The 13752-nt window shown below is 36.7% G+C and carries 15 protein-coding genes and 1 pseudogene; 9 read left to right on the top strand and 7 right to left on the bottom strand.

Annotated elements, in window-relative coordinates:
* Positions 1-120: 120 nt before the first annotated feature.
* Positions 121-1297 (bottom strand): annotated as a pseudogene (locus tag RCG25_RS18640) (IS256 family transposase).
* 267 nt (positions 1298-1564) lie between these two features.
* On the bottom strand, positions 1565-2197 hold the full coding sequence (locus tag RCG25_RS18635) for a YktB family protein (RefSeq protein WP_308084219.1): 633 nt from the start codon (positions 2195-2197) through the stop codon (positions 1565-1567).
* A 178-nt stretch (positions 2198-2375) separates the two neighbouring features.
* On the opposite strand from RCG25_RS18635, the gene RCG25_RS18630 reads away from it, so the two are divergent.
* Positions 2376-2570: a hypothetical protein gene (locus RCG25_RS18630; protein ID WP_308080315.1), complete on the top strand. Its 195-nt coding sequence runs from the start codon at positions 2376-2378 to the stop codon at positions 2568-2570.
* 281 nt (positions 2571-2851) lie between these two features.
* Positions 2852-3649 carry an inositol monophosphatase family protein gene (locus RCG25_RS18625; protein ID WP_308080314.1) on the top strand — a complete coding sequence of 266 codons (798 nt, stop codon included), beginning with the start codon at positions 2852-2854 and terminating at the stop codon, positions 3647-3649.
* 37 nt (positions 3650-3686) lie between these two features.
* Here RCG25_RS18625 and RCG25_RS18620 read toward each other — a convergent pair whose 3' ends face one another.
* Entirely contained in the window at positions 3687-3872 is a 186-nt protein-coding gene (locus RCG25_RS18620) for a YlaF family protein (protein WP_308080313.1), read from the bottom strand.
* A 188-nt stretch (positions 3873-4060) separates the two neighbouring features.
* Here RCG25_RS18620 and typA point away from each other — a divergent pair, with 188 nt between their 5' ends.
* Genes typA through RCG25_RS18605 form a run of 3 tightly spaced genes read left to right on the top strand, consistent with a single transcriptional unit; the run spans position 4061 to position 6542 of the window.
* Entirely contained in the window at positions 4061-5899 is a 1839-nt protein-coding gene (typA, locus tag RCG25_RS18615) for a translational GTPase TypA (protein WP_308080312.1), read from the top strand.
* A gap of 17 nt (positions 5900-5916) precedes the next feature.
* On the top strand, positions 5917-6234 hold the full coding sequence (locus RCG25_RS18610; RefSeq protein WP_308080311.1) for a YlaH-like family protein: 318 nt from the start codon (positions 5917-5919) through the stop codon (positions 6232-6234).
* A gap of 14 nt (positions 6235-6248) precedes the next feature.
* Positions 6249-6542, top strand: coding sequence for a hypothetical protein (locus RCG25_RS18605; protein WP_308080310.1), 294 nt, complete (start codon positions 6249-6251; stop codon positions 6540-6542).
* Between the two features lie 80 nt (positions 6543-6622).
* On the opposite strand, the gene RCG25_RS18600 is transcribed toward RCG25_RS18605, so the two are convergent.
* A complete protein-coding gene (locus tag RCG25_RS18600) occupies positions 6623-6823 on the bottom strand; it encodes a YlaI family protein (protein WP_308080309.1) in 201 nt (66 codons plus the stop codon).
* A 259-nt stretch (positions 6824-7082) separates the two neighbouring features.
* Between RCG25_RS18600 and RCG25_RS18595 the strand changes: the two genes are divergently transcribed.
* Positions 7083-7538 carry a pyridoxamine 5'-phosphate oxidase family protein gene (locus RCG25_RS18595; RefSeq protein ID WP_308080308.1) on the top strand — a complete coding sequence of 152 codons (456 nt, stop codon included), beginning with the start codon at positions 7083-7085 and terminating at the stop codon, positions 7536-7538.
* 175 nt (positions 7539-7713) lie between these two features.
* On the opposite strand, the gene RCG25_RS18590 is transcribed toward RCG25_RS18595, so the two are convergent.
* Positions 7714-8307, bottom strand: a complete 594-nt coding sequence (locus tag RCG25_RS18590; protein WP_308080307.1) for a YhcN/YlaJ family sporulation lipoprotein — start codon at positions 8305-8307, stop codon at positions 7714-7716.
* 214 nt (positions 8308-8521) lie between these two features.
* Between RCG25_RS18590 and RCG25_RS18585 the strand changes: the two genes are divergently transcribed.
* Complete coding sequence (locus tag RCG25_RS18585; protein WP_308080306.1) at positions 8522-9850, top strand: PhoH family protein; 1329 nt, start codon at positions 8522-8524, stop codon at positions 9848-9850.
* Between the two features lie 42 nt (positions 9851-9892).
* Here the strand turns inward: RCG25_RS18585 and RCG25_RS18580 are convergent, their stop codons facing one another.
* Positions 9893-10390, bottom strand: coding sequence for a peptidyl-prolyl cis-trans isomerase (locus tag RCG25_RS18580; RefSeq protein ID WP_308080305.1), 498 nt, complete (start codon positions 10388-10390; stop codon positions 9893-9895).
* Between the two features lie 169 nt (positions 10391-10559).
* Between RCG25_RS18580 and RCG25_RS18575 the strand changes: the two genes are divergently transcribed.
* Entirely contained in the window at positions 10560-10841 is a 282-nt protein-coding gene (locus RCG25_RS18575) for an Fpa/YlaN family protein (protein ID WP_308080304.1), read from the top strand.
* 347 nt (positions 10842-11188) lie between these two features.
* Positions 11189-12397, top strand: coding sequence for an FtsW/RodA/SpoVE family cell cycle protein (locus RCG25_RS18570; protein WP_308080303.1), 1209 nt, complete (start codon positions 11189-11191; stop codon positions 12395-12397).
* A gap of 36 nt (positions 12398-12433) precedes the next feature.
* Here RCG25_RS18570 and RCG25_RS18565 read toward each other — a convergent pair whose 3' ends face one another.
* Complete coding sequence (locus RCG25_RS18565) at positions 12434-13339, bottom strand: COX15/CtaA family protein (RefSeq protein WP_308080302.1); 906 nt, start codon at positions 13337-13339, stop codon at positions 12434-12436.
* Between the last annotated feature and the right edge of the window lie 413 nt (positions 13340-13752).

The following is a 13752-nucleotide window of genomic DNA, read 5'->3' as shown; positions in this document are numbered from 1 at the left end:
GCCCATTATTATGTGTAAATTCATTCCTCATGAAAAGCAATGTTAAGCAGATGATTTATTTTTGGTGTACTGGAAGGGGGTACCCCCTTCCAGTACACCAAAAATTCGCGCTTCGGGTCGCTATTTTTTCTCTTCTTTGTCCTGAATTATTCTTCTTCCTACTTCCTCGGCATAGTCCATTAAGACCGCTCCAATTAATCTGAAAGCTGACTGTGTATTAGGAAATATTCTAATTACCCTCTCTCTTCTCCGGACTTCCTCATTGATTCTTTCTAACGAGTTTGTACTTCGAATATGCTTATGATATTTCGGTTTCTCATTCAAGTATTGAATGGCATCTTCGAAGCCTTCCTCTAATATTTCTATGGCCTTGTCTAATTTTGAATTGCCACTAAATTGCTCAATGAACTCTTTCTTATATTTTCTGGCTTCCTCTACGGTCGCTACTTCAAATATTCTCTTTAACCCGATTTTGACTTCATCCATACCCTTTTTAGGCATATGGGTTATGATATTCTTTTTGAAGTGTACCGTACATCTTTGCCAGGCAGATCCTACAAACTCCGTTCCGATGGCAGCTTTTAACCCTTTGTGTGCATCAGAAATGATTAGCTTAGGTGATTGTAGACCTCTAGACTGTAAGTTATTGGAAGAAACGCTGCCAAGCTTCAGTACTCTCTTTATGATCTACTCTCAAACCAAGAATTTCACGCCTATTGTTCTCGTCAACAGCCGTTGCGATATAAACAGCTTTAGATACGACACGGTTATGTTCTCTTACTTTGATATACATGGCATCTGCAAAGATATATGGGTAGTACATTGTGTTCAGGGGCCGACTTGCCCATTGATTCACTACAGGATCTAGCTTTTCTGTAAGAGTGGATACAAATGATTTAGAGACCTTATTCCCACAGAGTTGTTCCACAATATTGGAAACCTTTCTTGTGGAAACCCCATTCACCACCATTTCAAGCATAGCTAATACAAATGATTGGTCACACCGGGCATATTGTTCAAACACTGTAGTTGAAAACTCTCCACTACGAGTACGAGGTACTCTAAGCGTAATTTTTCCAATGCTAAATAATAAATCACGATCATAATATCCATTGCGGTAGTCACGACGTAAGCTTGAACGTTCGTAAGAACCGGCTTGTAAGAACTCATCGCGTTCTTTTTCCATAACAGAGTTTAATACAAGGACAATAGAAGCTTTGATGACAGCGTCTATATCAGAGTTCATAACAGAATCTTTTAAATCATCAATATTTAGGTTAAACTGTATTTGAGTCATAATTAATTCCTCCACATTGTTTTCGTCGCTGATAACATTGTAGCCATGAGGAATTAATTTGACTCATTTTCTTTTTACACAATTATATGGACTTAATCGCAATCGAGAACCATTTGGGTAACATAGAAGGGGTCTACGTGACCGAACAAGGCAATCGAGAACCATTTGGGTAACATAGACGGGTTCTACGAGACCGAACAAGGCAAGTGTGAATGATTTTGGTAACATAGATTGGATCTGCGTAAATAAAAATTTATAAAAACTTCTTTATTTAATATTTTGAGCCAGTTTATATAACGGGGCAACTGTTTGAAAAACATGTTCAATCTGCTGGATCAACCCTTCAGAACCTAACTCAATAGCCTTTTCTTTATCGAGGGTTAACCCACAGAGTAATTCCGCTTTTTTTACACTCTTCAGTCTTTCGAAAATTGCCATAAGGTCTTTCTTTGATAATTCATCTTGTTTAACTGTTTCTGGTTTCATATGGTCGACTGACCATGCAAATCCAGAGGGAACTTCCTTATATATTGTGTTTGCTTTTTTTAAAAATCTCTCAGCAATTGTAGTTTTTAATGGTGCTTCATATATTACAGCAAACCAAATGAATAAATGGGTATTCCACAACCCAATTTGAAAGTGAGGTAGCATTTTATAGCCTCTAGAATTATTAGCAAATGCTACCCATGTATCCTTTGGTGGATTGATTGTTCTTCTAGCATGTTTAGCTACATGAACAAACATTTCATCACCAGTAAGTGTAGATAAGGTAGGTGCAAAATATTGACCGAGCTCTTCAAGTTTTGGACGAATAGTACTTTTTAATGCTTCCATTCTTGCCTCTAAGCCATCTATTAAAAAAACATCAAAATCCTCATGTGTAAAACCCTTGAAATCCATCATAATACCTCCAACAAGCCATTTGTCACTTATTGTAGCATAGGAAAGAAATTTGAAGAAGTTTGTTGCACTTCTAGGTTAGAGCACATATTTGTTGCAACATATCAAGCAGCCTCATATTATACAGTAAAAAAATAATCTGAAAAGTAAGTCAATAATAAGAAAGGGGAGAGGAAAGATGAAACAACTAATGAATACTTCTTTAAAAAAAGCAGGCGAAAAGGAAAGAACAGCTGTTTTAAGATTAGAAATGGATTATGAATTAGCAACCTTATTTGAAGCAATTGAAGAAAAGAATGAGAAGAAAATGAAAGAATGTAAACAAAAGTTAGAGAGAATTCGTCAGGAATTATTACGATTAAAGGCTCTTTAATAGCACTTTTATGAACCCTAAGTACGTACTTATTTATCTAAAGAGAAACAAATAAGAAGGGACAGAAAAAGAATAGTGAAGGGATTTACCTAAACGAACTCCGAAATTTTAGTAAGGGGAGTTCGTTTATTATTGTGCTTTTGTGTGATTAATTTAACTTAAAACAAGTTATGTCAAAAAGTTGATGTGATCCTTTAATTTGATTAAGCTATAAGTACATCAATGGAATGGTCATGTTCCATACTACATACATTGGAAAATAAGATCATTGGAGGTAAATAATGAATTGGGAAGAAGTTTATACTCATGCCAAGCAATGGGTCAAGGAAGCCGGAGAGACTATTCGATTATCCTTTGATAAGACATTGAATATCCAGACGAAAACAAACCGTAATGATCTCGTAACGAATATGGATAAAGAAATAGAACAGTTTTTTATAAAGAAAATTAGGGATGTTTATCCCGGTCATCATATTATGGGGGAAGAAGGATTTGGTGACGAATTTACTACCCTTGAGGGGGTTGTCTGGCTGATTGATCCGATAGATGGAACAATGAATTTTATCCATCAACAAAGAAATTTTGCCATTTCTCTTGGCGTGTACGAAGACGGAATAGGCAAAGTAGGACTTATTTATGATGTAGTTCATGATGAGTTATATCATGCCAAACGTGGGGGTGGCGCATTTTTAAATGATAAGCCTATCCCACCCTTAAAAGAAGCAAAAGTTGAGGATTCCATCATTGCGCTTAATGCTACCTGGGTGATGGAGAATCATCGCATTGATCATCATTTAATGATACCTCTAGTTAAAGCTGCAAGGGGGACTCGTTCATATGGAACGGCCGCACTTGAAATGGTGTTTGTGGCAACAGGCCGTGTTGATGCGTACTTGTCGATGAGGTTATCTCCATGGGATGTTGCTGCAGGGGCAGTCATTATTGAAGAACTTGGTGGAATAGTTACGAATTTAAGAGGAGAAAAGCTGGATTTCATTTCCCAGGACTCTCTGTTCACCGCTAAACCAGGTTTACATCAAACCATTTTGAAAGAATATCTAAAAAATGGTAAATGGTAAAAAAAGAAGCCTCGATGGCTTCTTTTTTTAAGATTGTTTATAGTTCCCCGTTTTCTCTCATTTTCTTTTTTGTTTTAAACCCTAATCCCATAATGACAAAACATCCAAGGACGCAGAAAGCTGCTCCTAACACGCTCTGTTCTCCAATTGCAATTCCAATTCCCATGATACAAACTGCTGCAAGAATAGAATAAACAAGCATTGGCCACTTAATCTTATTCATTTTATTACCCCTTTTATAGCAAGTCCTACATTAAAAAAAAAACAGTTTGACTTGTGTTTTTTAGCTTTATTTTATATTCTACATAAAATGCTTATAGGTTTCCACTTTAATTATGGTATAATGTTTTAGTTGTATATGGGAAACTATAAATAGTTTTATTTTTAGAATATAGGTAGGAGTGGAATTTTTTGAAAATAAGAGAAGATATTCGTAATATAGCCATCATTGCTCACGTTGACCACGGGAAAACAACGTTGGTTGACCAATTGTTAAAACAATCTGGAACGTTTCGTAGCAATGAGCATGTGGAAGAACGTGCAATGGACTCCAATGACTTGGAAAGAGAACGTGGAATTACCATTTTGGCAAAAAATACCGCAATTCAATACAAAGATAAAAGAATCAATATTTTAGATACACCAGGACACGCAGATTTTGGCGGTGAAGTTGAACGAATCATGAAAATGGTTGACGGTGTATTGCTTATCGTTGATGCATATGAAGGCTGTATGCCACAAACGCGTTTTGTTCTTAAAAAGGCTTTGGAGCAGAATTTAACTCCAATTGTTGTTGTTAATAAAATTGACCGTGACTTCGCTCGACCAGCAGAGGTAATCGATGAAGTAATCGATTTGTTTATCGAACTTGAAGCAACTGAAGACCAGTTGGAATTCCCGGTTATTTACGCTTCAGCAATTAATGGTACAGCAAGTACCAACCCAGAAAAGCAAGATGAAAATATGCAATCATTGTATGATGCTATCGTTGAATATATCCCTGCCCCAGTTGACAATCGTGAAGATCCATTGCAATTCCAAGTTGCCCTTCTCGATTACAATGATTATGTTGGAAGAATCGGAATCGGTCGTGTTTTCCGCGGTACAATGAAAGTCGGACAACAAGTAGCACTGATGAAATTAGATGGTTCAGTTAAGCAATTCCGTGTGACCAAAATTTTTGGTTTCTTTGGATTAAAACGACAAGAAATAGAAGAAGCAGTTGCCGGCGATTTGATCGCTGTTTCAGGGATGGAAGATATAAATGTTGGTGAAACGGTATGTCCAGTTGAACATCAGGAAGCACTACCAATTCTACGAATCGATGAGCCTACATTACAGATGACTTTTGTTGTAAATAACAGTCCATTTGCAGGTAGAGAAGGTAAGTATCTAACTTCAAGAAAGATTGAAGAAAGATTACGCGCTCAATTGCAAACAGACGTAAGCTTACGTGTTGAAAATACAGATTCACCAGATGCATGGATCGTTTCTGGCCGCGGTGAACTTCACTTATCAATCCTAATTGAAAACATGCGTCGTGAAGGCTACGAGCTCCAAGTTTCAAAACCAGAAGTTATCGTTAAAGTTATTGATGGTGTACGCTGTGAACCAGTTGAAAGAGTACAAATTGATGTACCAGAAGAACATACTGGTTCAGTAATGGAATCCATTGGTGCCCGTAAAGGCGAAATGATAGACATGGTTAACAATGGTTCAGGTCAGGTGCGCTTAATCTTTAACGTACCAGCACGAGGATTAATTGGTTACACAACCGAGTTCTTAACAATGACTCGAGGTTATGGAATTATTAACCATACCTTTGATAGCTACCAGCCAATGTTGTCAGGTCAAGTTGGTGGAAGACACCAAGGTGTACTTGTATCAATGGAATCAGGAAAAGCATCAACATATGGTATCATGCAAATAGAAGACCGCGGAACCATTTTCGTTGAACCAGGTACGGAAATTTACGAGGGGATGATCGTTGGCGAAAACACTCGCGAAAATGACATCACTGTTAATATTACAAAAATGAAACAGGCGACAAATGTTCGTTCAGCTAATAAAGACCAAACGTCTGTTATTAAAAAACCGCGCATCATGACATTAGAAGAGTCATTAGAATATTTAAATGATGACGAATATTGTGAGGTAACTCCAGAATCGATTCGTCTTCGTAAGAAAATTCTTGATAAAAATGAACGTGAAAGAGCGGCTAAAAAGAAAAAGGTTGCTGAATTAAGCTAATTAAAGAGGTGCACGCTGTGGAAGATTTAAAATCCTTTTCCCCAAGTCTTAGATTTTTTATTGAGCTAACGAACGATGTAGAAACAGGAGTGTTACTACAATATGTATTTATTGTCATCCTGTCTGTAATTGTCTATCGGTTAGGCTTTGCAAAAAAACTGCCTCTTTTGAAAAACATAGTAATTTATATTAGCCTCTGTGTTGGATGTGTGTTTATGTTGTTTTTTTCATATGCCCTACCAATAGCAGAAGGTTTAGGTGCAGCTGCATTGTTGTTAATTATTTATAAAATCCGCCTGCACCAATCAAAAAAGCATCAGGCTGAAGCGAAATAACGGGGGTTTAAAGAATGAAATCCTTACAAGATGCACTGTATAATTGGCTTACGATTAAAGTTGTTTGTGATGCCCGTCCAGATGACACAGCAGCACAAGAAACTCGTGCCTTTTTTGACGATATGCTAACTAATCAGCATCACGTCTCAAATCTAAGCATCACAACAGATGCTGTCATGTATTATGTTACCTACCAACAAGGTGATGAAACAAAGAAGGTTCGTTATCCGCGTGAATTGATTGAGATTATGTTAAATCAAATCAATCAAGAACCTGAAAAGTATGAGAATTATCCGATTGAAGATTAAAAAAAAACCGCTTGCTCTATATAATTAGAGCAAGCGGTTTTTGTTTTTTGGTTGCTGAACGGGCGTTTCCGCTTTTCTAGTTACCACTCATCTTTCTCGGATTTGGTACGAAATAATTTAAAGTTTCCTGTTTCTATTCGGGCATTCGTTTTCTCTGTAATTCTTTCACTGCATTCATTACACATGTATGTATGGATGGGGCGATTACGAAGCCTCTTAGCTATCAACGATTCATTTTCAATCGATTCAATTTTATCGCAAATTACACATTTTACTCGCATTAAGGCACCTCTTCAACTCTTTCTAAAAACAGAATGTTTGTATTATATAATAGGAAAGTATAAAATTCACTTCGAGAATTGTCCAGCTCCAGCGCCTAACCCCTCGGGGCTGACCAAGGCGCTTCCGCTTTTCTTATAGTATACCATGTTAGAAAGCAGACAGGAATCAATTGGTTAAAGTTGAACCAAAAAAGGGATAGTAGTAATATGAGATTATCTGTTTATTACAGTGTAAGGACAATTTAAAGGGGTTGTAGGAATGCCAAATCAAGTAGAACAAAAATTAATTAAGCCGTTATATGATGAGTTACAAAAAGAACGATTTGTAACGTTAGCAACAGTCGATCATGAAACTGGGGGACCCAATGTAAGTGCAATTTCCTGGGTGTTAGCGAAGGATGAAAATACCATTTATTTTTCTGTAGATAACCGTTCCCGAATATTAGAAAATATTAATAAAAATAACATGGTAGTGATTAACCTCATTGCAAATGAATCTACCTACTCCATTCAAGGGGAAGCACAGATTAAAGTAGAACGACTGGAAGAGGTGCCATTAAAGCTGGCATTGGTTGAAGTTGCTATTAAAGAAGTCAGGGATGTTATGTTTTACGGCTCAAAAATAGTGACAGAAGTACAATATGATAAGACATATGATAAAAATGCAGCTCAAAAATTAGATAATCAGGTTATGGATGCAATGAAAAAAGCTTAGGGAATCCTAAGCTTTTTCTACATAAAAAGAAGGTATAAAATTCGACTTCGAGAATTGTCCAGCTCCAGCGCCTAGCCCCTCGGGTCAAATAACCTTCTGCAATAAAAGTCAAAGAGCGACTTTCTTGCAGAAGAACATTAGCCTGTCGGGGCTGACCGAGGCGCTTCCGCTTTTCTTATTCTTTATAGTGATTAGATTGATCATTTTGTTCTTTTCTCAATTGTTTTTCCTTCTTCTCTGGAAGTTTATGTTTTGGCTTTTCTGTGGAATTCTTAGGGCTTGGTGTGATTAAGTCTCCAGGAATTTCTGGCATTAACCTACCAGCTACATCTGCCAGTTCTTCCATTATTCCCTGAACCGGTCTTCCCTTATTAATATCACCTTGTATCTCCTTTAATCGAGCAGTTGTGTCAGCATCGGCTACAACAACAGCCTTGGCGCCGTAAGGGTCTTTTCGCAGACTTTCAGCTACAGAATATTTAATTGAACCAACCTGAGAACGATCAATTTTAGCATTCACATCAATGCCTACAATCGCATAATTTCCTATCACGACTGCTGTTGCATCATTTACATTTGGAATACTTGTTGCTAATTTAACTAAACGCTTTGAAATTTGCTGTCCAGTTTTTCGATCAACATTTTCAATATAACTGTTCTTTACCTTTACTAAGGACTGATTAGCATTTTTTGCTGTTTCTTTATTGTTATCAGTGTTGCATCCCGCTAAAAGCAAACCTATTACAATTATCATTCCAATATTCTTCATTGACCCATACCTCCAAGTTGCAAAATATAAGTTAAATTAAGCAACAGTAGCTAAATTCATTTAGACAAACTAAGTGGTTCCATTAACAATTATTGTGCGGAACTTCTTCTATCTTTATTCCAATAAACATATATTTTACCAAAGTCCAATCTAGCAAAAGGGTTGTTGAAATGCTCTAACGGACCCAACAACATGTAAAGCAGGAGGCGTTGCTTTGAGTAAAATATACGTGTTAGATACAAATGTCTTGCTACAAGACCCGTATTCCATTTTTTCCTTTGAAGATAATGAAGTTGTTATTCCCGCAGTCGTTCTTGAAGAAGTGGACTCAAAGAAAAGGTACATGGATGAAATTGGTAGAAACGCAAGACATGTATCTAGATTAATTGATGGCCTAAGAGCCTCAGGAAAGCTGCATGAAAAAATTCCGCTTGAAAACGGAGGAACAATTAGAATTGAATTAAATCACCGAACGTTTCATGAACTTCAAGATATTTTTATTGAAAAGACCAATGATAATCGAATACTAGCGGTTGCAAAGAACTTATTCCTTGAGGAACAAACAAAGGAAGATGGCAAACCGGTTATTATTGTGAGTAAGGATGCCCTAGTGCGGGTAAAAGCTGATGCAATCGGCTTAGTTGCCGAAGATTTTTTAAACGACCGCGTTGTAGAAATTGATCATATATATACCGGATTTTTTGAACTATTTCTACCAATTGAATTATTGGGCAGATTCTATGAGAAAGGCGAATTAAACCTTTCTGAATTAGCAAACCACCCTTTTTATCCTAACCAGTTCCTTGTTATGAAAGATGCTTTAGGAAGTTCTGCCTCTGCCATTGGGATGGTTGACAAAACTGGACAAAAGGTAAAAAAATTAACTTTAAATCAGGAGCATGTTTGGGGTATTCACTCACGAAATGTACAGCAGACAATGGCCATCGAATTATTATTGCGCAAGGATATTCCGCTAGTTACATTAACTGGAAAGGCAGGTACAGGTAAAACATTATTAGCTCTTGCATCAGGTTTAATGCAGACAGAAGATTTTAGAGAGTATAAAAAGTTATTAGTGGCACGTCCGATTGTACCCGTGGGTAAGGACTTAGGGTTCTTACCGGGGGAAAAACAGGAAAAGCTAAGACCGTGGATGCAGCCAATCTATGATAATCTGGAGTATCTCTTTAACACGAAAAAGCCGGGTGAACTCGATGCTATATTGGCAGGAATGGGGTCGATTGAGGTAGAGGCCCTAACTTACATTCGTGGTAGAAGTTTGCCAAAGCAATTTATCATAATTGACGAAGCACAAAACTTAACAAAGCATGAGGTGAAAACGATCCTAACACGGGTAGGGGAGGGCAGTAAGATTGTGTTAATGGGAGACCCGGAACAAATTGACCATCCATATTTAGATGCCTATAACAATGGGTTAACCTATGTGGTTGAAAGATTTAAAGATCAAGTTATTTCAGGGCATGTAAAATTACTAAAAGGAGAACGGTCAGGATTGGCTCGACTTGCAGCTGATTTATTATAAGTTAAATAGGAAAAGAAAAACGGGCGCCAACTGGCTCCCGTCTTATTTTATTGTAAAGCCAGTTACATGTTTAATAGGATTATCTTGGTTAGAGCCATCGTTTAAATAAATATGAATAGGTCCGTCAGATGATAATGGTTTTCCTTCTTTTGAGAATCCCACTATTAAATCATAAGCATCATCAAGAGAAAATTCGTATTTTTCATCCTTACTATGAATGACAAGGGTTTGTGCGTCACTATTAGGCTCAGCATTTAATAAGAAGGGCTTTAAAGGAATGCCGAAGGTACCTGTTAGTACTTTTTCTTTTTCAAATTTTTTCTCCGATTTTAGTGTGGGTGGGTAAATAGCCCCTTCCATAATTTCACGATCCCAATGCTTTGAAACTGCCTTCGTGTACTCTTCTAATGAATCAGAATTCTTGTTGTTTGTTAAAAAGTAAGTGGTTAAATCAATACGTCTGTCATCAAAAATCCATACACCTGGTTCAAGTGTAATTGTATATTTCACTTTACCCGTAATCATTATGATATTATCCATTATCTATACCCCCTAAAGTCTAACCCTATTAAGTATAGCTTTTTTTTTTATGAATGTCATAAACTGAATACCATTATGTAATAGCCTTCATTGTTCTTGCAATTTTCTATTGTAAACGGTAAAATTTATAGATAAGTTGAATTATCGCTCTGAAATGGGGGGATTACTGTTGGCGTCTGAAATGATCGTGAATCACCAGGAAAAAGCCTTAGCATTATTGCAGGCTGACGCTGAAAAGATATTGAAGCTTATCAAAGTGCAAATGGACAATCTCACGATGCCTCAATGCCCACTTTATGAAGAGGTGTTGGATACACAAATGTTTGGCCTATCAAGAGAAATAGACTTTGCTGTTCGATTAGGCTTAATAGATGTCAAGGATGGAAAAGCGATTTTAGATAAATTAGAAAGAGAACTATCAGCGCTCCATGATGCATCCTTAAGAAAATAATCGTAGAGAACTCAAACAATGAAAAACAATTGTTTGGGTTTTTTTGTTCTATTAATATTAGGCTGTGTTAAAGAACAGTGTTGATTTTTATAACCTGTTGTTTGGAGCGGAAGGCTCGAAGACTCCTGTGGGAGTACGGTTCAGGGGAGACCCCGCAGGCGCAAGCGCCGAGGAGGCTCGCCGAAACGCCCACGAACCGCTCGAGCCTGGAGCGGAATTCAACAGACAATGTTAACAAAGTCTAATATTAAAAAGATGTAACAATTTTTCTTTTCTTCAAGTAATCATATCCATTTTCTATTATAATAGAGTGCATAATCAATACTTAAAAAATGAGGACGTCTTACATGGTAAAAAAAATACTGAAATCCTATGATTACACCTTAATCATTGCCATCATTCTTTTGTGTGCATTTGGACTTGTGATGATCTACAGTGCAAGTATGGCTTACGCAGTTCAACGATATCAAGTTAGCAGTGATTTTTTCTACCAAAGACAAAAAATATTTTTGTTAGGGTTTGCTGCCATCTTTTTGGTTACAGCCATTGTTCCTTATAAAATGATGAAATTCACAAAATGGTTTCAGCTTCCGATGGTGCTTGGGTCTATTATCTCGCTTCTTGGGTTATTTGCTTTCGGAGAGGTAAAGAACAATGCCCAAAGTTGGTATGCAATAGGAACTTTTCTTTTCCAGCCTTCAGAATTTGTAAAGTTGGCCGTTATCATTTATTTGGCTGCTGTTTATGCCAAAAAACAGGCATATATTAATCAATTTAATAAGGGGGTTCTTCCTCCACTGGGTTATCTTTTCATAGTATGTGTATTAATTGGAGTTCAACCTGATTTTGGTACGGCTGCCATTATTGCAGCCATTTCTGCGACCATCATTCTAGCATCTGGAATGAGCCCAAAGACAATATTGAAATTACTTCTTATGGTTCTCATTCTTCTTCTACCGGTTATACTTGTTTCCTGGGGGAAAGTTTTTTCAAATGAACAAATGAGTCGATTAGAAGTTCTGGATAACCCATTTGCAAAGGAATATGTTAAGGATGCGGGATTCCATCTAGCGAATTCTTATATTGCAATTGGATCAGGTGGCGTTAATGGATTAGGCCTGGGTAAAAGTATCCAAAAGCTTGGTTACCTCCCAGAATCACATACTGACTTTATCATGGCAGTTATTGCAGAAGAATTAGGGGTTTGGGGAGTAGGCTTTGTTATTTTCTTATTAGGATATGTTGTATTAAGGGGAATTTATATTGGCTTACAATGTAAAGATCCTTTTGGGAGCCTACTCGCCATTGGAATTTCGAGTATGATTGGAATTCAATCCTTTATTAATCTCGCTGGTGTATCCGGATTAATACCGCTTACAGGAGTTCCATTACCGTACATCAGTTATGGAGGATCTTCCCTTTTGATGCTTGCGGCAGCAACTGGAATCCTAGTGAATGTCTCCATGTTTGTTAAATTTGAGAAAAAATACAAAAATAAGCAAACGATAGAAAAGAAACAGGGCAGTCAGGACGGAAAAGTATTCTATATGCAATAAAAAGAGGTTGACCCTTAGGGAGTCAACCTCTTCTTATTATTGATTCTTTCTAGAGCGTGAATAAAGAAGAAGAAAATAACTCAACATTCCAAATAAACATGTAATAAAGAAAGCATGAAGAAGCGCAATATATAGATTAAGTCTACTAAAAATGATAAATGCCCCGGCAATCACTTGTAAGGAAACGAGGATGAATGAAATAATCCAACCCCAAAATAGAACCTTTTGATGCTTGTAGTGGCGAATAACAATAAATAAAACATAGGCAATCCATAGGAAAATGAACCCTGCGGCTACTCGGTGCCCCATTTGAACCCATTCCCACATATCAGAAGGAAATGCCAGACTTTCATTTTTACATAAAGGCCAATCTAGGCAGACCAGGCTTGACTTTGTATGTCTTACCAAGGCTCCTGTATAAATGACAAAATAACTATAAATAGAAATTCCAACAATATGGAAGCTCATTCTTTTATCAATCAATAGTTTATTGGCCTGGAATTTCTTATCAACTTCAAATATAAGAAGTGTCAACAAAAACACAGATGCGAATGAAATAAGTGAAATTCCAAAGTGTAATGCTAAAACAAAACTTGATTGCCCCCATTTTACTGCTGCCGCACCAATTAATGCTTGTAACAGTAAAAAGAAGAATGAGAGAAAGGAAAGAAACTTTGTTTCTCTAATGTGGCCAATAGCCTTCCATGACCAAACGGAAAGAACAAGCACCATAACTCCACCTACACCTGAAACAAGTCGATGTGCAAGCTCTATTGCTAATTCTGGAGTTATTTCCAATGGAAGGAATTTACCATTACATAAAGGCCAAGATCTTCCACATCCCATTCCAGAGCCAGTCTTTGTTACTAAGGCTCCGCCGATTAATATTAATATCATTGCAATTGTGGTTGCAACCGCCAACCACTTTAAAGAGCGTCGCAAAAAATCACCTCATAAATAGTTCAATAATTTGTCATTGGATAATCCTGACAGTATAATAAATGAAAAAGTAACTAGATTAAAAAGTCCTTATTTATCATAACGAATAAAGTGGAAAATGAACAGGATTTAAGTATAGTTTTTTATAGAAGTTTACTAACAGAAAAAGGCAATTGGATAATATATATTTTCCACTATTATTATAGTGAAAACTATTGAAACTTTGAAAAGTGCGTGTTAGAACTATATATAGTGGTTTTTTGTTGATAATAAAGGCGTGTCACAATTTGGTCAAAAATTATTCGAAAAAAATTCACAAAAATATCAAAAAGTGTGATTTAATATACAGAGAAAGTGTTTTTTGAATCACTGCTTCTCTAGTTTATTTATGAGTGATATTGTTTAATTTGATAAAC

The sequence above is a fragment of the Neobacillus sp. PS2-9 genome (assembly GCF_030915525.1).
In the GTDB taxonomy this organism is placed as follows: domain Bacteria; phylum Bacillota; class Bacilli; order Bacillales; family Cytobacillaceae; genus Neobacillus.
The sequence above is the reverse complement of the archived record's forward strand: the minus strand, read 5'-3'. Positions and strand labels throughout refer to the sequence as shown.